Below are 19325 nucleotides of genomic sequence, written 5' to 3'. Positions count from 1 at the left end.
ACGACCATACAAGAAGCTAGCGATCGAGGAGGAAACGCATGTTCCGTATGAAAACCGCTCTGTTGGGTGGCGCCATCGCCCTGGCGTTCAGCCTTCCCGCCCTGGCGCAGACCGCCGCCGATCTGGGCAAGACCCTGACGCCGATGGGCGCCATCAAGGCCGGCAACGCCGATGGCACCATTCCGGAATGGACCGGCGGCATCACCAAGCCGCCCGCCAACTGGCAGCCCGGGACCATCGAGGTGGACCCGTTCCCCGACGACAAGATCAAGTTCACCATCACGGCCGCCAACATGGCGCAATACCAGGATAAGCTGCCGGAAGGCCTTAAGGCCATGCTGAAGCGTTATCCGACCTACAAGATGAACGTGTATCCGACCCGCCGCAGCGCGTCTTACCCGGAGCGCATCTACAAAGAGACCATTGCCAATGCTACCCGCGCCAAGCTGGCCGATGGCGGTAATGGTGTGGAAGGGGCGAAGGAAGGTGTGCCGTTCCCCATCCCGAAGGAAGGGGTGGAAGCCGTCTGGAACCACCTGCTGCGCTATCGCGGTGAGGCGACGGAACGGACGGTCGGTCAGGCCAACCCGCAGACCGACGGTTCCTATACGCTGATCACCTTGAAGGAACAGGTGAAGTACCTGTACCAGGCCCCCGGCGGCGCCCCGGCCAATACCTCGCTCTACTTCCTGCAGGAAGTGACCAGCCCCGCCCGTCTGGCCGGCGAAATCCTGCTGGTGCATGAGACGATCAATCAGGTGAAGGAACCGCGATCGGCTTGGACCTACAATCCCGGTCAGCGTCGCGTGCGCCGCGCCCCGAACGTCGCTTATGACAATCCCGGTACAGCATCCGATGGCCTGCGCACCACGGATAATTTCGACATCTATTCCGGTGCGCCGGACCGTTATGACTGGAAGCTGATTGGCCGTAAGGAAATGTACGTTCCGTACAATTCCTACAAGCTGCATGCCAAGGAAACGAAGTACGACGACATTATCAAGGCTGGCCACATCAACCAGGATCTGGCCCGCTATGAACTGCACCGTGTCTGGGTTGTGGAAGCGACCCTGAAGCCGGGCACCAGCCACATCTATGCCAAGCGTCGCTTCTACATTGATGAGGATACCTGGCAGATCGTCGTGGCCGACCATCTGGATGCCCGTGGCGAAATGTGGCGTGTGGCCGAAAGCCATGGCGTGAACTACTATTCCATGCCGACCTACTGGTCGACGCTGGACGTGCTGTATGACTTGCAGTCGGGTCGTTACACGGCGCTGGGTCTGGACAACCAGGAAGCCCCGTATAAGTTCGACAGCAAGTTCACTGATGCCGACTTCTCGCCTGACAGCCTGCGCCGTGCCGGCGTGCGCTGATCGGCGGTAGAATGACGGGCCGGCCGGTGGCGAACCGGCCGGCCCTTTTCCGTCTCTGGCGGCTATTAACCAAACCTCGCCCGGTGATCCGATGCTCCGATGCTCCTCCGCCCTCCGTCCCCTTGCCACAGGGCTTTGCCTGATGGTCCTGGGAACCCTGCCCGTGGCAGCGCAGGAGGTGGCCGCCCCGGTCCTGCGTCCGGCAGTGATCGCGCCGCTCGCCACCCAATCCCTGATCCTGGGCGCGGCGCGGGCTGGTGACCGGTTGGTGGCAGTGGGTGAACGGGGCCATATCCTGTTGTCCGATGATCATGGCAAGGTCTGGCGGCAGGTGCCGGTCCCGGCCAATGCGGCCCTGACGGGCGTGTCTTTTGCCGGGCCCCAGCGCGGCTGGGCCGTTGGTCATGACGCGGTGATCCTGCGGACCGAGGATGGGGGCGAAAGCTGGACAGTTCAGCATGCCGACCCGGAATTGGAGCAACCGCTGATGGATGTGCTGTTCGCCGCCGATGGCCAGCATGGTATCGCGGTTGGCGCCTATGGCCTGTATCTGGAAACCACCGATGGCGGTGCCACCTGGAACAGCCGGCAGATCAGCGACGATGATTTCCACTTCAATGCCATACTGGCGCCGACCCCGGAAACCCGCCTGATCGTGGGGGAAGCCGGCACCCTGATGTTCAGTGCTGATGCCGGGGCCACCTGGACCGCCCTGGAAAGCCCCTATGACGGGTCCTTCTTCGATGCCTTGGTCCTGGGGCCACAGAGCTTCCTGGCCTACGGGTTGCAGGGCAATATTCTGCGCAGCGACGATGGCGGCAAAAGCTGGACGGCTATTGAAAGCAACACCACGGCCGGTCTGATGGGCGGTGCCGTGCTGGCCGATGGATCGGTGGTGCTGGTGGGGGCCCAGGGGGCCGTCCTGACCAGCGGCGATGGCGGCCGTACTTTCGCCACCACCAAACGTGCTGACCGTGTGGCGCTGGCTGATGCCATCCAGGCTGCTGACGGCAACCTTATTCTGCTGGGTGAGCACGGGCCAATCCCGCAGTCGCGCTGACGCGTCGCCATTGCCCCGCCCCGATCCCTTGAACGCCAAGGCGAACCGACATGTCCCAGTCCCCGACCTTCCTGTCCCGTCTCGAACACTGGACCTTTCGTAACCGGATCCTGATCCTGGTGGTGTTCGGTCTGCTGACGGCCTTCATGGGCTGGCAGGGCGCCAAGCTGCGTGTCGATGCCGGGTTTGAGAAGACCCTGCCGCTCGACCATCCCTATATGCAGACTTTCACCAAGCATATGAAGGAGTTCGGGGGTGCCAACCGGGTGCTGGTCGCCCTGTCGGTGAAGGAAGGGGACATCTATACGCCGGAATTCATGACCCGGCTGAAGCAGGTGACGGACGAGGTGTTCTTCGTTCCCGGCGTGGACCGCGCCAGCGTCACCAGCATCTTCACCCCCAATGTCCGCTTCATCGAGATCGTGGAGGACGGGTTTGCCGGCGGCAATGTCATCCCTGCCGAGTTCCAGCCCAATGATGAGTGGTTGCCTGTCGTCCGCGAAAATGTGCTGAAATCGGGTCAGGTCGGGCGTCTGGTGGCCGAAGATTTTACGGCGGCCCTGGTGTCCGTGCAGTTGGTGGAAAAGGACCCGCGCACCGGCGAGAAGCTGGATTACATGGCCGTTGCGCAACAGCTCGAGTCCATCCGCGCCAAGTATGAGGATGACAAGATCCAGGTCCATATCATCGGCTTTGCCAAGGCGATGGGGGACATTGCCGACGGCGCCAAGAGTGTGGTCCTGTTCTTCGCCATCGCTTTTGTCATTACCGCAGTGCTGGTCTATGGCTATGGCAAAAGCTGGATGATGACCTTCGCGATGCTGGGCATCTCGCTCTGCACCGTCATCTGGCAATTCGGGCTGTTGGTGCTGCTCGGCTATGGCATTGATCCGTTGTCGATCCTGGTGCCATTCCTGGTTTTTGCCATCGCCATCAGCCATGGCGTGCAGAATGTCGGGACCATTACCCAGGAAATGGGCAAGGGGGCCGATGCCTTCACCGCGTCGCGGATCAGCTTTGAACGTCTTTTGATCCCCGGCGCGTCGGCGCTTGTGACCGATGCCCTGGCCTTTGTCACCATCGCCATCATCCAGATCCAGATGATCCAGGAACTGGCGGTTTCGGCTTCGATCGGCATGCTGATCATCATCATCACCCATCTCTGGGTGCTGCCGGTGGTGCTGTCCTTCCTGCCGCTGGGCGACAAGTACCGCGCCCGCGTCGCGGGTCAAGTGGACCGGTTCGACAAGGTCTGGGCTTGGTTTGCCGTCTTCGCCCGGCCCAAGGGTGCCATTGTCATGGTGCTGATTGGTCTGGTGGTTTTCGGCATCTCGCTGTGGGAACAGCGGAAGATGACGGTGGGCGACACCGAGGCGGGTGTGCCCGAACTCTGGCCGGACAGCCGCTATAATCTTGACGCGCAATTGATTGTCGACCGGTTCGCCATCGGCGTGGATGTGATCCAGGTAATCGTGGAGACGAAGGCCGATGGCTGTATCGACTATAATGTGATGAAGCAGGTTGATGATTTCACCTGGGCCATCTCCAATGTCGATGGCGTGCAATCGACCATGTCCATGGCCACCGCCATGAAGACGGTCAATGCCGGCTGGAATGAAGGCAATCTGAATTGGCGCGTGCTGCCGCGCAATTCGCAGGTCCTGGTTCGAACCGTGACCCCGATTGAAACCTCGACCGGCCTGTTGAATTCCAACTGTTCGGTCATGCCGGTGATGATCTTCACCAAGGACCATAAGGCGGAGACGATCCAGCGCATCGTCGATGCGGTGGAGAAATATAAGGCGGATAACCCGTCCGAAACGGTCAGCTTCAACCTGGCCACCGGCAATGTTGGTGTCATGGCAGCCACCAATCAGGCGGTGATGGCAGCGGAAAAGCCCATGCTGCTGCTGGTCTATGCGACCGTCATCCTGTTCTGCGTCATCACCTTCCGATCGCTGGTCGGCGCGTTGGCCACGGTGCTGCCGCTGATCGTGGTGTCGATCCTGTGCAACGCCATGATGACCTGGCTGGGGATCGGCCTGAAGATCTCCACCCTGCCGGCGGCGGCGCTGGGTGTGGGGATCGGCGTGGATTATGGCCTCTATATTTTCAACCGGCTGCAATCCTACCTGAAGCACGGCTTAAACTTTGCCGAGGCCTATTACCGCACACTTCAGGAGACTGGCAGTTCGGTGCTGTTTACCGGCCTGACACTAGCGGTGGCCACGGCAACCTGGATCTTCTCCGACTTGAAGTTCCAGGCCGATATGGGCGTTTTGCTGACCTTCATCTTCCTGGCCAACATGGTCGGCGCGGTCGTGCTGCTGCCGGCGGTGGCCGCTCTGCTCTACAAGGCCTTTCCCAAACTGTATGAGGCGGAAGTGCGCCGTGCGTCCAAGCGGACATTTGCGGTGCATTGAGCCCGGCTTGACAGGATCAGGGGATATCGCCAGCTTCGCACCGCGTCGGCGGCCCATCATGGCCCTGACGCGGTGTTGATGAGCGCGGGTGATGAGCGTGGTTGATATAACAGGGCGTAAGCAGGGGCCGGGGGCATGACGCAAACTCCCCGCATGCTGGTGACCATCCCGCACTTTTTCCGGGAAGGGTCCAATCCCCTGTACGGATCAGGCCGGGAAAAGGCGGCCAGTCGTATCCAGGCGCTGCGGCGCTGCCTGTCGGCACTGCATCAGACCCTGGGCAGCAAGCACGCGGTCATCCAGGTGGGTGACAAGGTTGGCTACCCGATTGAACCGGTGCAGCGCGTGGCGCTGGATATTGTGATCTGCACAGTGGGTGAGGATCATCTGCTGGATCAGATCCAGGATCTGGGCAGCTTTTTCACCCAGGTGGCGGTCGATATTGAAGATCCGATGATGCTGGGCTTTGAATGCCAGCGCGTGATCCAGGAACGGGCCGGTGGCTATGACTGGTACGCCTTCATGGAAGACGACCTGATTCTGACTGATCCCTGGTTCCTTAGCAAACTGTCCTGGTTTCAGCGCCATACCACCCCCATGGTCCTGTTGCAGCCGAACCGGTTCGAGGTGTCGGGCGGGCCCTGGCACAAGGTCTATATTGATGGTGATCTGTCAGAGTCACTGGTCCGTCAGATCATGCCGAAAGGGCAGGTGAAGTTAAAAGCGCAGTTCCTGGATCAGGACATGCTGTTCGTTCAGGCCAAGAACCCGCATTCGGGCACCTATTTCCTGTCGGCTGAACAATTGCGTCACTGGATGGGGCGGCCATCCTTCCTTGATTACGATACGAGCCTGTTCGGGCCGCTGGAAAGCGCGGCGACCTACGGCGTGCTGCGCACCTTCCAGATCTTCAAGCCGCATATCTCCAACGCCGCTTTCCTGGAAATTCAGCATCATGGCCACGCCTTCATCCGGACGCTGAACAGCAAATTCCCCATGCAGGACGAACCGCTGCGATAGGCGTGGGTTCAATAAAAAAGGCCGCGACGGATAACCGCCGCGGCCTTTGTCTTTTCCGGATACCCGGAGATCAGAAGCCGATCTTCAGATGCGCCGTCAGGGCATGGTCGGTACGGTCGCCGCCCGCGAAGTGGCCGTTATAGCCCAGCGCCACCGCGACATTTTCGGCCGTCTCATGCACCAGGCTGGCGCCCAGGGCCAAACGGCCACGCTTGCCCGCTCCGGGATCGGTGGTGGCCAGCTCACCGTTGGCGAAGCGGCCGATGACGGCACGGTCATCGCCGTTGAACTCATGCTCGTAGGCGATGCGGACCTGCGGCACGAAGCTGGTGCCGACGCCGCTGATCTGACCGCCAACGCTGCCCAGCAGGCTGCTGGCCGTGTAATCGTCCCAGGTCAGGGACAGCGGGCCGCCGCCGGTTTCGCCAAAGCCTTCAACACGGCTTTTTGCATAGCGCACGCCAACCACCGGGCCCATTGCAAAGGAACCGGCGACCGGCGTGTAGCCGATGGTGGTGCCCAGCGCATAGGTATTGCCCTTGTAATCGCCAGAGGCGGTGGCAAAGGGGGTGAAGCGCGTGGCGCGGCGGGACTTATAATCATCGAAGCTGTAGGACAGGGCCGTATCCATCCACAGGTCGTCCGCCGCTGCGGTGACATAGGCGGTCAGATTATAGGCCGTGGCATCCAGCTTGGCATAATCATCGTCGATCTTGGCGTTCAGGTTGCCATAGCTGAAGGCAACGCCGGCGATGACGTGCCGGTCGACCTGGTAGTCGAAGCCGAAACCGGCATTGAACCCATCATAATCATAACCAGACTGGCCGGTGATCGGGTCACGCTTGCCATCAACATAGGAGCCGAAGGCAAACATGCCGAAGCGATCATCCTGGCCGGTCTGGGCGCCGATGACATTCACCGATCCCTGGCCAGTGCGGGCACCGGCCATCCGGGCGGCCACGCCTTCATTGGCCAGATCCAGCAGCCGTTGGGCGGCATCGGTGGTGACGGCCATGGCGGCCGGCGCTTCGAAGGTTGCCGAGACGGTGCCGTAGGTATATTCGGCAATCATCTGGTGTGCCGCCGCCGTGGGGTGCAGCGCATCAAAGAAGACCGTACCGGCGGCCCCGGCGGCCGTGGCGCAGACACCCGTGGCCACCAGCGACCCGCCCGGCCCGATCGGCGCGAAGCAGGGCGTGGTGACATTGGTAAAGCCATAGGTGGAGGGGGATGAGGCCAGTCCCTGGAACAGGGTCTGCACATCCACCACCGTCACAGTCGCGCCCTGGGCGCGCAAAGCGGCCGCGGCAGCCTTGATAGCCTGCGCATGCAGGTCGGAGACGGTGTTGGCGCTGGCCTTGTCGGCGGCCGACAGGCTGCTGGTCAGCGGGATGGAGCCCAGCGGCGGCAGATTGAACAGCATAAACTGACGCGCCCCGGCATTGTAAAGCCGGCCGGCCTGGGCCGTGATCACGCCGGTGGTGGCGGCAATGGCGGCCTGGGCGGCGGCCGTCGGGTTCGCCTGCGGCTGGGTCAGCACGGCGATATAATCATTGCCGCCGATCCAGATGCCGACACCGCGGCTGGCCGGGATGGTGGTTCCACCCGCCAGATAGGCATCGACCTGGGCCGTCAGATCGATGGCCGTGGTGCGGGTGGCACGGGCACCGCCATAGGCACGGCTGCTGACACTGAGACCCGTCAGGGTCGCCAGATTTTCAGCCCAGACGGGACCATTGGAGAACCGGCCATTGACATAGGGGGCGCCGGGGCGGGTGGCCGGGTTGAGGTTTCTCAGATTATCGGTGTCACTCAGGCTGTCGCCGAACACGACCAGCGAGGAGATGTCGATCCCCTGGGCCTGAGCGGCCGGGGCGTCTATGGCGATGGCGGACAGGGACAGGACGGCGGCGAGGGCGGTGCCGCCCAGAAGTTTGTGGCTCATCAATAGGTTCCTCCCATGGTCGGGCCTTGGTTTTGTTGCCCGATTCAGCACGGCCATGACCGTATCCAATGCGTGCCCGCCACGGAAGGGGGTGACGTAACGTAACCTATGTACACCGATGCATTATTCCAGCGATTGCGGCGCTGATGACACAACCGTGGCCCGATCCTGCATGAAAAACGGGCGGTTCCGTCATGGAACCGCCCGCGTCAGGACCTCCCCGATAAGCCGGGCACGGTCTGTTACAGAATGCTGGGACCGTCGAAGAAGTTTCCAATGGCCCGCAGCGAGAACGGGTCAAAGCTGCCCAGTTCCACCAATTCTTCCTTGGCGCTGCTGAAATAGGCGACAGGTGCCAGCGCCCCCGGCTGATGGGGGGCGAAATCACCCACGGCGGCGACGATGATGTCCTCCAGCCCGTCACCGTCGATATCCTGGGTGCCAACAAAATCCCACCCGAAATCCAGCTTGAACACGGTCTTGAAATAATCAATGCCGCCCATGTAGCTGGTGGCAATGTCGAAGGGCGGATGCACCCAGACACTGAACTCCCGCGTCTCCGCATTGAAAAACAGGATTTCATCCAGGCTGTCTTCGCCGTGGAAGTTACCCACCGCTGCGACCGATACCACACCGTCGGAACCAATGCCGCTAACGTAATAGGCGTCCGACAGGTCGTTCTTTACATAGAGATCACCCGTGCTCTTGTCGCGGAACAGCACATCGACACCGCCACGGCCATCCAGATTGCCCAGGGCCACAAATTCGTGGTTGCGGTCCTGGTTGTCCCAGATGACGTAGACAGTGCCGGTATCGGTGTCGACGCCGTAAATCTGCTTAGCCGGCGGTGCGTAACGGCCATTGTCGGGGTGGGGTTCCCCCACGGCGATATCCTGGTCGGGGCCGGGGACATAGACCTCGTTCCCGGTGGTCATCAGCACGCCACGCAGATCGACCTTGATGTCGGAAAAATCAAGGGTCGACAGATCGAAACTGCCCGGCGCCGGTTCGCCCACAGCGATGGGCCGTGGCGGCATAGGGTAGGGCAGGATGGTGAAGATCGGCTCTTCCCCCGGCGCGCCGCTGGGCGGGGCCGGGTCATCCACCGGGGCGGGCGTATCGCTGTAGAGGAGATAGGAGGTGAAAATCACCTCATTCCGGCCATCGCCATTGGCATCGGCGATGCCCAGCAACTCCGTCACCCGTTCCACACCGAACATGCGCGGAATGGGAAGCGGCAGTTCCAACGGCTTCTCCACCGGCTTCTCGCCGCCGGGCTGGCCGTTGAACCAGGAGAAAGTGCCGTCGTCACGGCCGACCACCACATCGGCGACGCCATCGGCAGAGAGTGCACCAGCGACCACCGCGTTGACGCCAACGGTATCGACACCCGGCAAAGGCATCGACATGCCCGTCAGCGACCGCAGGGTCAGGCCGGATTTGTCGAAGGTGAGTATCTGCGAACTCATGGCACGCATGCCTCTTAATAGGGCGGTCGCCATCCCCAAGGGGAGCGCCGCCGGATTGCCAGCCCCGATGCCAAATGGATACGCCAGACGCTGCCGGGGGTCAATAAGTTGCTTAATTCATAATGCTGAAATACGGCATCACTGTACAAACAGGATCGTACCCCATTGAAACGGCAGAAAAAACATACGGGTCCTGTTCGCGGATACCGTTGGCCGGACCGGATGATCGGGGCAAGGGTCGCCCGGGGTCGGGCGAATCGCGCGCCGGAACGGATAGGGTGGGTGTTTCAATCGTTTCCGAATGGCAAAGAAAAAGCCCCGCCGGATGACGGGGCTTTTCCTGTGCAGGGGACGCGGGTGACGAGGGCGCGGATCAGACGTTAAAGCGGAAATGGAAGATGTCGCCGTCATGGACCAGGTATTCCTTGCCTTCCATGCGCATCTTGCCGGCTTCCTTGGCCCCGACCTCACCGCCCAGCGTGACGTAGCTGTTATAGTCGACGGTTTCGGCCTTAATGAAGCCGCGTTCAAAATCTGTATGGATGACGCCGGCGGCTTCCGGCGCCTTAGCGCCCTTGCGCACCGTCCAGGCGCGGGCTTCCTTCGGGCCCACGGTGAAGAAGGTCAGAAGACCCAGCAGCCCGTAGCCAGCGCGGATCAGACGGTTCAGCCCCGGCTCTTCCAGGCCCAGCGACGACAGGTATTCCAGCTTGTCTTCGGACGGCAACTGCGACAGTTCCGCCTCAATCGCGGCAGAGATCACAACGCTGGCGGCACCCTGGCGAGCAGCCATTTCGGCCACCTTGGCGGACAAGGCGTTGCCGCTGCCGGCCGACGCTTCTTCCACATTGCAGACATATAGAACCGGCTTGCCGGTCAGCAGCGCCATCTGCTTGAACATGTCGCGTTCTTCGTTGCTGATCTCCACGGACCGGGCCGGGCGGCCATCGCGCAGGGCGTTCAGCACACGTTCCATCAGCTCGGACAGCGCCTTGGCGTCCTTGTCACCGGCCTTGGCCTTTTTCTGCAGCGGCGGCAGGCGCTTTTCCAGGCTGTCCATATCGGCCAGCATCAGCTCCGTTTCGACCGTCTCCGCATCGCGGACCGGCTCGATGGAGCCTTCGACATGGGTGATGTCGCCATCCTCAAAGCAGCGCAGGACATGGACGATGGCATCGACCTCACGGATATTGGCCAGGAACTGGTTGCCCAGACCTTCACCCTTTGAGGCGCCGCGCACCAGACCAGCAATGTCCACGAATTCAAGTTGCGTGGGCACGATCTTCTGCGATTTGGCGATTTCAGCCAGCTTGTCCAGACGCGGGTCCGGCACGCCGACACGACCGACATTGGGTTCGATCGTGCAGAACGGATAGTTCGCGGCTTCAGCCGCTGCTGTGCTGGTCAGCGCGTTGAACAGGGTGGACTTGCCGACATTGGGCAGGCCGACGATACCGCAGTTGAAACCCATGGGACGATGCTTTGCCGAATATGGTTCAGGATTGTGCCGGTTATCGGCCATTCGGATCGGGAATGCAAATGACAGGGGCACATTGCATCCCGTCATTTGGCCCGTCGCCAGGCCGGTGAACCGGCAACTTGTCACCCGCCGGGCCCGTCGGTGCCACGCTGACGCCAAGATTGGCGGGCCAAATCGGTTCAGGACGGGGTTCGTCCTTGCCTTGGCCCCTGGCGGTTTGGCACTAGAGAGCCACCATCAAGGGTCAAAGCGGTTTTGGAAGAAATGATGATGAAGCGCAGCCTGGGTTTGATGTGCCTGATGCTGATGGTGGCCGGATGCCAGACAAAGCCGCCGCCGGCCCCGCCGGCCGTGGTGGAACCGCCACCGCCGCCACCGCCTGCCAAGCCGACCAGCATCATCATGGAAGACAGCGACCTGGCTGGTTTCCAGGGCGCGTTACGCGAAATGGGAACCAAGCCAATCGACGTTCCGGTTGGCTGGGCCAACCCCACCACAGGCAAACGGGGGGCCATCAAGGTGCTGCGTGACGGCTATGATGGGCAGAACCGCCCCTGCCGTGAGTTCCATTCCGTTGTCATTCTGGAGGATATGTACCAGCATGCGACCGGCTTCCTGTGCCGTCAGCCGGACGGCGCCTGGGAAGTGGTGCAGGCCAGGGACTATCCCCTTTACCGCCATACGCCCTAAGGGGCCGGGCTGTTCAACCGGGGAAGATGCATGCGCCGTCCGCTTCTGATCACCGCCACCTTGCTGTTGGGCACCGCGCTGGGTGCCGTATGGTGGCTCGGCGGCGGGCAGGGGGACGGGCAAGATCCGGCCGGAATCCTGATCCCCGAGAAGCCGGCCGCTGCGGCACTGCTGGAGAAGCCGCTGGCCGCCGGGCCGGGGACGGTATTGCCCGTGGCGGACCCGGACAAGGGGGTGCTGTCGGAACAGGGCGTGAAGGATGTGCGTTCCTTTTTCGCCGCCTCCAACAGCAAGGCCCTGCTTGTCTGGCATGCAGGCGCCCTACAACTGGAACTCTATGCTCCGGATACACAGGCGGGGGACCTTCTGGATGCCAGCGGCCTGATGCCGGCGATGATCACGCTGCTGGCCGGGCAGGCCCAGCGCGATGGCATGCTGCCTGATCTGGACACGGGGCTTGCCACCTGGTTCCCGGAATGGGCGGGCGATGATCGCGGTCGCATCACGGTTCGCCAGTTGCTGGAGGGAACGTCGGGCCTTGCCCGCCCCACCGCCGCGCCATCCGGGGACGCTGTTGCCTGGACCCTCTCTGCGACGCTGGTGGCGGAACCGGGCAGTCGTTTTGCCCCGAGCCGGTTTGAGGCGCAGGTTCTGGGCCTTGTCCTGTCGCGTGCGGCCGGGGTGCCGGCTGCCGACCTGCTGTCCGACCGGCTGTGGCGGCCATTAGGGGCGCGGCCAGGCACAGTCACGGTGGGCGGCAACGATTCGGCCGCTTATCTGGATTGCTGTGTCAAGGCGACGGCCCGTGATTGGCTGCGCCCCGGCCTGCTGCTGCTGGAGGGCGGCATGGTCGGTGCCGCACAGCTTGTCCCGACCCCCTGGCTGGATCAGATGGTGCGGCCGACACTCTTCTCCCGCCATGATGGTTGGCGCGTTCGTCTGGGTTGGCCGTTTGAGGCCAGGAACGGCAATGGCGCCGGCAAGCCCTTTGTCGATGGCGATATGATCTTCCTGTCCGGCGATGACGGGTCCCGGTTATACGTGTCGAAGGGACGTGATCTGGTGGTGTTGCGCCTGGGATCGGCATCCACAACATGGGACGAATCGGCGCTGCCCAATCTGGTGTCGCGTGCCATCACCACGCCGCCGGCCGAGTTTCGGTCCGATAACGGCATGAAAGTGGGCAAGGCCCGCGATCTGAATGGTCAGATCGAAATGCCCCCCATCACCAAGCCGCCACCCGTACCAAAGGTTACGGTGGAACCGTTGGGTCCGTTGCCTGGCGACGCTGTTCCACCGGCCCGTTAGTGACAGCCGGGTTGGGTCGCCATGGACTGTCGTGGTGATGGGAAAGGGTGGCCGAGCGCCACGCTTTCCCACCCCTCAAACCGTCGACATCGCTGCCATACCAGCGTTCAGGAATGATGAATGCTGGTTTTACTTGGATTTGAAGGCGCGTAATTGCTTGTTAAATTCCGCTGCCAACTTCTCCATGCGAGTCGAGGCGTCATTGTATTTCTTGGTCCAGTCGCCGCCGGCCCGGCCTTTGCCTTCAAATTCGAGACAGGCCAAGTATTCCTGCGTTTCAGCCACATAGGCCTTCACCGCCTGCTGGGCCGCCACCATCTCCGCCTCGGCGGCTGTCGCGCCATCGGGCAGAGTCGGTGCGTCCTTCAGTGTGCAATCCGCATGTGCGGTGCCAACAAAACCAAGCATCGCTACGGCGAACATCGCCGCCACTACTTTCTTCATCGTCAAAGCCCCTTGTTCATCGCCACTTATCGTTGACGTACTTCCGACTTGATTTGGCTTTTGATCGGCGGTCCCTGATGTCCCGCCGGCGCCCCTCCCTGGGCCTACACCAACCGATTTTATCGGCAATTGATTAACCAGATGTTTGCAACCGGGCCTGTTCCCCCGGATTCCGCCGTCCATACGGCAGATACGCCTACATTTTCATTAAAAGCTCGGCTATACCTATGCGAAAGCATGGCGGGTCGGCAAGGGGCAATCCTACCGGCCGGTTTACGTGGTGGTTTTTAATAAAAATGTAGATAATCAACTACTCATGCCATTGCGTGTATTGCTTGCCGGGCCATCTGTGCGGGGTTCGGCCCGTACTTGTCAGAAATGACAGCACGGTCGTTCGAAAAGTTGTTGTTGCGCTTGCGCGGAATTTGCGGTGGCTGTTCTGTGTTCAGGGTCACGGTCACGCGTGCGGTAAAGGACAGGAGAGGTTCAGCGAGATGAGCACTAACAATCGGACCATGCGACCGGTCGGCAAAGCGACCTCGACTGCCAGCGGTGCCAGTGGCGGGGTCGGCGGTCTTTTCGGTAACTGGTCCATCAGCCGCAAGATCACCTTCTCGATCGCGGTTCCGGTGATCATCGGCCTGGGTGCCGTCATCGGTCTCAGCGCCTCTTCGATGAGCGACGCGATGCTGGACCTGTCGCAGCGCTCCGAAAGCCAGGTGACGGAGATGATGGCGGCGCAGATGGCTGCCGCTGTGCGCTTCAAGAATTCTGACGCCGTTGCTGACAGCTATGCCGATCTGGCCAGTGCCAAGGGCACCAGCCTGGCTGCTGTGAAGGTGGTGGATGCCGAAGGCGAAGTGCTGAACGAATATCCTACCAAGGACAAGCCGCTGCCGGCTGGCATGACCGGCTTCGATTTCACCAAGGCGAAGATCGACAAGACCGTGGCCGAGGTGAAAGTGCAGGATCTGGGTGACTTCCTGGTCGCCCAGGCCCCTGTTCGCGCCGGTGCCAACCGTGATCAGGTGGGCACGCTGACCGTGGCCTGGAGCCGCGCCAATCTGCAATCCTCCATCTCCGCCGCAGTGATGGGCAATCTTCTGGTCGCGGCTGTGGTGCTGGCCGTGCTGATCGGTCTGTTGGTCTTCCTGCTGCACAAGATTGTCGGGGCGCCGCTGAAGGACATGCAGTCCGCCATGTCCAAGCTGGCGGGCGGCGACCTGAGTGTGGCGGTGTCCGGGCTGGGCCGTGGGGACGAGATCGGCGCCATGGCGCAGTCGGTCCAGGTTTTCAAGGACAATGCGCTTGAGGTGGAAAACCTGCGCCGTCGCCAGGAAGAAGCGGAGCGTCAGGCCGCTGTCGAGAAGAAGGCCGCCATGGAGAAACTGGCGTCCGACTTTGAGAATTCCGTGAAGGGCGTGGTGGCCGAACTGTCTGGTGCATCCAGTCAGGTGCAGTCCACCGCCGAGGGCCTGTCCGCCTCGGCCGAGGAAAGCCGCGCCCAGACCAGCGCTGTTGCAGCCGCCACGCAGCAGGCCTCTGCCAATGTGCAGTCGGTGGCCAGCGCCACCGAAGAACTGGCCGGGTCGCTGGCAGAGATTTCCAATCAGGTCAACACGTCGGCCCGCATCGCCCGGGATGCCGCCAAGACCGCCGAAAAGACCAATGGCACCGTTCAGTCGCTGGCCCAGCGGGCGCAGTCGATTGGCGACGTCGTGAAGCTGATCAGCGACATTGCCAGCCAGACCAACCTGCTGGCCCTGAACGCGACCATCGAAGCCGCCCGTGCCGGTGAAGCCGGTAAGGGCTTCGCGGTCGTGGCCTCGGAAGTGAAGTCGCTGGCCAATCAGACGGCCAAGGCCACGGAAGAGATCGCCAGCCAGATCACCACGATGCAGGACGCCACCAAGGAGGCCGTTGACGCCATCGTCACCATCGGTCGCACCATTGCCGAGATCAACGACATCTCTGAGATGGTTGCCGGTGCTGTCGAGGAGCAGGACGCCGCCACCAAAGAAATCGCCCGCAATGTGCAGCAGGCCTCGATGGGCACCATGGAAGTGACCCGCAATATCGAAAGCCTGGAGCAAGTGGCCCATCAGACCGGGTCGTCGGCGACCGACATGCTGTCGGCCGCCCGCAACATGGCCCGTCAGTCGGGTGAGTTGGGCAATACTGTCGACCGCTTCCTGGCCCAGGTGCGCAGCGCCTGATCCAGCTTGGTTTAAGGGCCCTGGCCCCTGCCTGTCGATCCTTTCGGCAGGTCGGGGCCAGGGCCTTTTTTATGCCAGATGGCAGGCCACCATCCGCCCGTCGACTGTCCGCGGTTCCGGTATCTCCTGTGCGCAGCGGGGCTGGGCCAGGGGGCAGCGTTTATGGAAGGCGCAGCCGGGAGGCGGGTCCATGGGGCTTGGCAGTTCACCCGACAGCGGCGGCAGCTCCGGGGCGCCCCCGCGGTGGACGCGCGGCATGGCGGCCAGCAGTGCCCGCGTATAGGGATGGCGCGGATCGGTGAAGATCGTGTCTTTCGGTCCCTGTTCCACGGGCCGCCCCAGATACATCACCATCACCTCATCCGCGATATGGCGGACGACCGACAGATCATGGCTGATGAAGACATAGGCGAGGCCGAACTCGTCCTGTAGGTCCATCATAAGGTTCAAAACCTGCGCCTGGATGGAGATGTCCAACGCCGATACCGGTTCATCCGCCACCACGACGCGCGGGTCCAGCATCAAGGCGCGGGCGATGGCAATGCGTTGGCGCTGCCCCCCGCTGAACATATGCGGATAGCGGTCGGCCTGGTCAGGACGCAGACCGACCTTTTCCATCATGGCGATGGCGCGGTCGCGTCGTTCGGCCTTGGCCATATCGGTATTGATCAGCAGCGGTTCGGCCAGGATATCCGCCACCTTCTGCCGTGGGTTCAGGGAGCCATACGGGTTCTGAAACACCATCTGCACGGCCCGGCGCAGGGCCTTTTCATCGGCCTTTGGCACAGACGTGATGTCGCGCCCGTCGAAATGGATGGTGCCTTCCGTGGGTGCCTCGATGCGGGTCAGCAGGCGGGCGAGTGTGGATTTGCCACAGCCGCTTTCCCCCACGACCGCCAGCGTCTTGCCGGCACGGACCGTGAAGCTGGCGCCGTCCACCGCCTTCACGGTGGCCGGCGCGCGGAACAGGCCGCGTTTGACGCGGTAATGGCGCTTCAGGTTGCGGGCTTCCAGAATGACGGTCATGCCGTGGCTCCTTCAACCCGTACGCAGCGCGTCCAGCCATCGCCATCGGTGGCCAGGGGCGGGCGGGTGCCGCAGCGATCATCGGCCAGCCCACAACGCGGTTGGAACAGGCAGCCCGTGGGCCGGTCGGTGATGCCCGGCACCGTGCCGGCAATGGTGGGCAGACGCCGCCGTCCCACCGCCCGTTCGGGCAGCGCGTCCAGCAGCGCCGCCGTATAGGGGTGGCGCGGCGCGGTGAACAGGCTGTCGGCCGGGCGGTTTTCCACCACCTGGCCCGCATACATCACCTGGACCCGGTGGGCGCTTTCGGCCACCACACCCATGTCATGGGTGATCAGGATCATGGCCATGCCGCGTTCGCGTTGCAGGTCGCGCAGCAGGTCCAGGATCTGCCGCTGAATGGTGACATCCAGGGCCGTGGTGGGTTCATCGGCGATCAGCAGGCGCGGGTTGCAGGCAATGGCCATGGCGATCATCACCCGCTGGCTCATCCCGCCCGACAATTGGTGTGGAAAGGCCGACAGGCGGGATTCGGGGGCGGGGATGCCGACCTGTTCCAGCAGCGCGATGCAGCGGTGACGCAGTGCCTTGCCCGACAGGCCCTCATGCTGGGCCAGCGTCTCCCCGATCTGGAAACCGACCGTGAAGCAGGGGTTCAGGCTGCTCATCGGTTCCTGGAAGATCATGGCCACCTGCCCGCCATTCAGGCGGCGGCGGGCCTTGGGCGACAGGGTCAGCAGGTCCTGGCCGTCAAACTGCATGCGGCCGGCCGTGACACTGGCATTGTCGGCCAGCAGGCCCAGGACCGCCAGCGAGGTGACGGACTTGCCCGACCCGCTTTCGCCCACGATGCCCAGTACCTCACCCGGTTCCACCGACAGGTCGATGCCGTCCACGGCGCGGAAGGGCCCGCGTGCGGTGGCGAATGTGACGGACAGGTCCTTGATGTCGAGAAGCGGCATCTCTGTCCCCTCAGCGCTTCAGCTTCGGGTCCAGCGCATCGCGCAACCCGTCGCCCATCAGGTTGAAAGCCAGCACCGTGATCAGGATGGCCATACCCGGAAAGGTCACCACCCACCAGGCGCGCTGCAGGAATTGCAGCGAGGATGACAGCATCGTGCCCCATTCCGGCGTCGGCGGCTGTGCGCCCAGCCCCAGAAAGCCCAGGGCCGCCGCATCCAGGATGGCGGTCGAAAAGCCCAAGGTGGCCTGCACGATCAACGGGGCTGCACAATTGGGCAGGATGGTGACCAGCATCAACCGGGCATCAGACGCCCCCGCCAACCGCGCCGCCGTCACATATTCCCGCCCCCGCTCGGCCATCACCGACGCCCGGGTCAAGCGGGCATAGTGCGGGACAATCACCACCGATACCGCGATGGCGGCATTCACCAGCCCCGGCCCCAGGATGGCGGCCACGACAATGGCCAGCAGCAGCGAGGGCAGGGCCAAAAGGATATCCATGAACCGTGCGATCAGCGTATCCGATGCCCCGCCATAGAACCCGGCCAGAAGCCCCAGTGCGACGCCGACGACCAGCGACAGGGTAACCACCAGCAGCCCGATGAACAGTGACAGCCGAGCGCCATGGATCAGGCGGGACAGCATGTCCCGGCCGATATCATCGGTGCCCAGAGGGAACGCCCAGCTTCCCCCTTCCACCCAGGCCGGCGGCAGCAGGACGAAGTCACGGAACTGTTCGGCCGGATCATAGGGAGCCACAAAATCGGCGAAGATGGCCACAAAGCTGAGCGCCAGGACGATGACCAGCCCCAGCACCGCACCCTTGTTGCGACGGAAATGGCCCCAGAATTCGGCCCATGGACCAGGGGGTGCCTTCAGGACAAGATCGGTCATTTCGCGTGCCGGATGCGGGGGTTAAGCAGGCCGTAGAGCAGATCGACCGCCAGGTTGACCAGCATGACCACACAGGCGACCAGCAGCACCCCACCCTGCAGGGCGGGATAATCCCGCCGGTTGATGCTTTCGATCAGCCATTTGCCGATACCGGGCCAGGCAAAGATGGTTTCTGTCAGGATGGCGCCGGCCAACAGTGTGCCCACCTGCAAGCCGATCACGGTGGCGACCGGGATCATGGCATTGCGCAGGGCATGCAAGCCCACAATGCGGAACAGGCCCAACCCCTTGGCGCGGGCCGTGCGGATATAATCCTCGCCCAGAACCTCCAGCATGGATGACCGCGTCATGCGTGCAATGACGGCCAGCGGGATGGTGCCCAGCACGATGGACGGCAGCACAAGATGGTGCAGAGCGTCCAGAAACGCGCCTTCCTCCTCCGACATCCAACTGTCGATCAGCAGGAACCCTGTCACCGGCTCCACATAGTATGCCGCCGATAACCGCCCGCTGACCGGGGTCCAGCCCAGGATCACGGAGAAGAACAGGATCAGCAGCAATCCCCACCAGAAGATGGGCATGGAATAGCCGGTCAGGCTGGCCGCCATGACCCCATGATCCAGCGGCCCCCCGCGCTTCACCGCTGCCAGCACCCCTGCCGGCAAGCCAATGATCAGCGCGAACAGGATGGCGCAGAGCGACAGCTCGATCGTGGCCGGGAACAGTTCGGCAAATTCATCCAGCACGGGCGTCTGGGTGATCAGGGATCGGCCCAGATCGCCCGTCAACACGCCGGCCAGGTAATCGGCATATTGTTCCAGCAGCGGCTTATCCAAGCCCAACTGCGCGCGCATTTCCTCCAGCCGCGCCGGATCGATGCCGCGCTCACCCAACCGCACCTCAATCGGGTCGCCGGGCACCAGCCGGATCAGGAAAAACGCCAGCAGCGTCACGCCCAGGAAGGTCGGGATCAGCAGGGCGATGCGGGTGGCGATGAATTTCAGCATGGGG

Annotated in this window: 15 protein-coding genes; 7 read left to right on the top strand and 8 right to left on the bottom strand. The window is 62.6% G+C overall.

The window, feature by feature from the left end:
- Positions 1 to 38 precede the first annotated feature (38 nt).
- The 4 genes from CHU95_RS09840 (at position 39) to CHU95_RS09825 (ending at position 5879) form a co-directional block, all read left to right on the top strand.
- Positions 39 to 1376, top strand: a complete 1338-nt coding sequence (locus CHU95_RS09840) for a DUF1329 domain-containing protein (protein WP_094456160.1) — start codon at positions 39 to 41, stop codon at positions 1374 to 1376.
- Positions 1377 to 1518: 142 nt separating this feature from the next.
- A complete protein-coding gene (locus CHU95_RS09835) occupies positions 1519 to 2436 on the top strand; it encodes a WD40/YVTN/BNR-like repeat-containing protein (RefSeq protein ID WP_245838099.1) in 918 nt (305 codons plus the stop codon).
- A 50-nt stretch (positions 2437 to 2486) separates the two neighbouring features.
- Positions 2487 to 4859 (top strand): efflux RND transporter permease subunit, encoded by a 2373-nt coding sequence (locus tag CHU95_RS09830; protein WP_094456158.1) that lies wholly within the window; start codon positions 2487 to 2489, stop codon positions 4857 to 4859.
- Positions 4860 to 4994: 135 nt separating this feature from the next.
- Positions 4995 to 5879 (top strand): calcium-binding protein, encoded by an 885-nt coding sequence (locus CHU95_RS09825; protein WP_133065497.1) that lies wholly within the window; start codon positions 4995 to 4997, stop codon positions 5877 to 5879.
- Positions 5880 to 5949: 70 nt separating this feature from the next.
- Here CHU95_RS09825 and CHU95_RS09820 read toward each other — a convergent pair whose 3' ends face one another.
- The 3 genes from CHU95_RS09820 to ychF form a co-directional block, all read right to left on the bottom strand.
- Entirely contained in the window at positions 5950 to 7824 is a 1875-nt protein-coding gene (locus CHU95_RS09820) for an autotransporter domain-containing protein (protein ID WP_165772112.1), read from the bottom strand.
- A 242-nt stretch (positions 7825 to 8066) separates the two neighbouring features.
- The gene (locus tag CHU95_RS09815) at positions 8067 to 9293 is read right to left on the bottom strand and encodes a hypothetical protein (RefSeq protein ID WP_133065496.1); all 1227 of its coding nucleotides are present in this window, start codon (positions 9291 to 9293) and stop codon (positions 8067 to 8069) included.
- A 373-nt stretch (positions 9294 to 9666) separates the two neighbouring features.
- Positions 9667 to 10764 (bottom strand): redox-regulated ATPase YchF, encoded by a 1098-nt coding sequence (ychF, locus tag CHU95_RS09810; RefSeq protein WP_094456299.1) that lies wholly within the window; start codon positions 10762 to 10764, stop codon positions 9667 to 9669.
- Between the two features lie 273 nt (positions 10765 to 11037).
- Between ychF and CHU95_RS09805 the strand changes: the two genes are divergently transcribed.
- Positions 11038 to 11463: an RT0821/Lpp0805 family surface protein gene (locus CHU95_RS09805; protein WP_094456154.1), complete on the top strand. Its 426-nt coding sequence runs from the start codon at positions 11038 to 11040 to the stop codon at positions 11461 to 11463.
- A 30-nt stretch (positions 11464 to 11493) separates the two neighbouring features.
- Positions 11494 to 12771: a serine hydrolase domain-containing protein gene (locus tag CHU95_RS09800; RefSeq protein WP_094456153.1), complete on the top strand. Its 1278-nt coding sequence runs from the start codon at positions 11494 to 11496 to the stop codon at positions 12769 to 12771.
- A gap of 129 nt (positions 12772 to 12900) precedes the next feature.
- Here the strand turns inward: CHU95_RS09800 and CHU95_RS09795 are convergent, their stop codons facing one another.
- The gene (locus CHU95_RS09795; RefSeq protein WP_165772111.1) at positions 12901 to 13221 is read right to left on the bottom strand and encodes a hypothetical protein; all 321 of its coding nucleotides are present in this window, start codon (positions 13219 to 13221) and stop codon (positions 12901 to 12903) included.
- A gap of 488 nt (positions 13222 to 13709) precedes the next feature.
- Between CHU95_RS09795 and CHU95_RS09790 the strand changes: the two genes are divergently transcribed.
- Positions 13710 to 15431, top strand: coding sequence for a methyl-accepting chemotaxis protein (locus CHU95_RS09790; protein WP_245838097.1), 1722 nt, complete (start codon positions 13710 to 13712; stop codon positions 15429 to 15431).
- A 69-nt stretch (positions 15432 to 15500) separates the two neighbouring features.
- Here CHU95_RS09790 and CHU95_RS09785 read toward each other — a convergent pair whose 3' ends face one another.
- The 4 genes from CHU95_RS09785 to CHU95_RS09770 are packed head-to-tail and all read right to left on the bottom strand — an operon-like array spanning position 15501 to position 19321.
- On the bottom strand, positions 15501 to 16457 hold the full coding sequence (locus tag CHU95_RS09785) for a peptide ABC transporter ATP-binding protein (protein ID WP_094456150.1): 957 nt from the start codon (positions 16455 to 16457) through the stop codon (positions 15501 to 15503).
- A complete protein-coding gene (locus tag CHU95_RS09780; RefSeq protein WP_094456149.1) occupies positions 16454 to 17419 on the bottom strand; it encodes an ABC transporter ATP-binding protein in 966 nt (321 codons plus the stop codon). The genes CHU95_RS09785 and CHU95_RS09780 overlap by 4 nt, the downstream gene beginning before the upstream one ends.
- A gap of 10 nt (positions 17420 to 17429) precedes the next feature.
- Positions 17430 to 18314, bottom strand: coding sequence for an ABC transporter permease subunit (locus CHU95_RS09775; protein WP_094456148.1), 885 nt, complete (start codon positions 18312 to 18314; stop codon positions 17430 to 17432).
- On the bottom strand, positions 18311 to 19321 hold the full coding sequence (locus CHU95_RS09770) for an ABC transporter permease subunit (RefSeq protein WP_094456147.1): 1011 nt from the start codon (positions 19319 to 19321) through the stop codon (positions 18311 to 18313). Before CHU95_RS09770 ends, CHU95_RS09775 begins: the two co-directional genes overlap by 4 nt.
- Between the last annotated feature and the right edge of the window lie 4 nt (positions 19322 to 19325).

The organism is Niveispirillum lacus, assembly GCF_002251795.1.
In the GTDB taxonomy this organism is placed as follows: Bacteria; Pseudomonadota; Alphaproteobacteria; order Azospirillales; family Azospirillaceae; genus Niveispirillum; species Niveispirillum lacus.
Note: the sequence above shows the minus strand (reverse complement) of the source record. Positions and strands in the feature narration are given on the sequence as shown.

Coding starts and splice junctions, on each gene's coding strand:
- CHU95_RS09840 (WP_094456160.1), top strand. CDS start 39: ATGTTCCGTATGAAAACCGCTCTGTTGGGTGGCGCCATCGCCCTGGCG.
- CHU95_RS09835 (WP_245838099.1), top strand. CDS start 1,519: ATGGTCCTGGGAACCCTGCCCGTGGCAGCGCAGGAGGTGGCCGCCCCG.
- CHU95_RS09830 (WP_094456158.1), top strand. CDS start 2,487: ATGTCCCAGTCCCCGACCTTCCTGTCCCGTCTCGAACACTGGACCTTT.
- CHU95_RS09825 (WP_133065497.1), top strand. CDS start 4,995: ATGACGCAAACTCCCCGCATGCTGGTGACCATCCCGCACTTTTTCCGG.
- CHU95_RS09820 (WP_165772112.1), bottom strand. CDS start 7,824: ATGAGCCACAAACTTCTGGGCGGCACCGCCCTCGCCGCCGTCCTGTCC.
- CHU95_RS09815 (WP_133065496.1), bottom strand. CDS start 9,293: ATGAGTTCGCAGATACTCACCTTCGACAAATCCGGCCTGACCCTGCGG.
- ychF (WP_094456299.1), bottom strand. CDS start 10,764: ATGGGTTTCAACTGCGGTATCGTCGGCCTGCCCAATGTCGGCAAGTCC.
- CHU95_RS09805 (WP_094456154.1), top strand. CDS start 11,038: ATGATGATGAAGCGCAGCCTGGGTTTGATGTGCCTGATGCTGATGGTG.
- CHU95_RS09800 (WP_094456153.1), top strand. CDS start 11,494: ATGCGCCGTCCGCTTCTGATCACCGCCACCTTGCTGTTGGGCACCGCG.
- CHU95_RS09790 (WP_245838097.1), top strand. CDS start 13,710: ATGAGCACTAACAATCGGACCATGCGACCGGTCGGCAAAGCGACCTCG.
- CHU95_RS09785 (WP_094456150.1), bottom strand. CDS start 16,457: ATGACCGTCATTCTGGAAGCCCGCAACCTGAAGCGCCATTACCGCGTC.
- CHU95_RS09780 (WP_094456149.1), bottom strand. CDS start 17,419: ATGCCGCTTCTCGACATCAAGGACCTGTCCGTCACATTCGCCACCGCA.
- CHU95_RS09775 (WP_094456148.1), bottom strand. CDS start 18,314: ATGACCGATCTTGTCCTGAAGGCACCCCCTGGTCCATGGGCCGAATTC.
- CHU95_RS09770 (WP_094456147.1), bottom strand. CDS start 19,321: ATGCTGAAATTCATCGCCACCCGCATCGCCCTGCTGATCCCGACCTTC.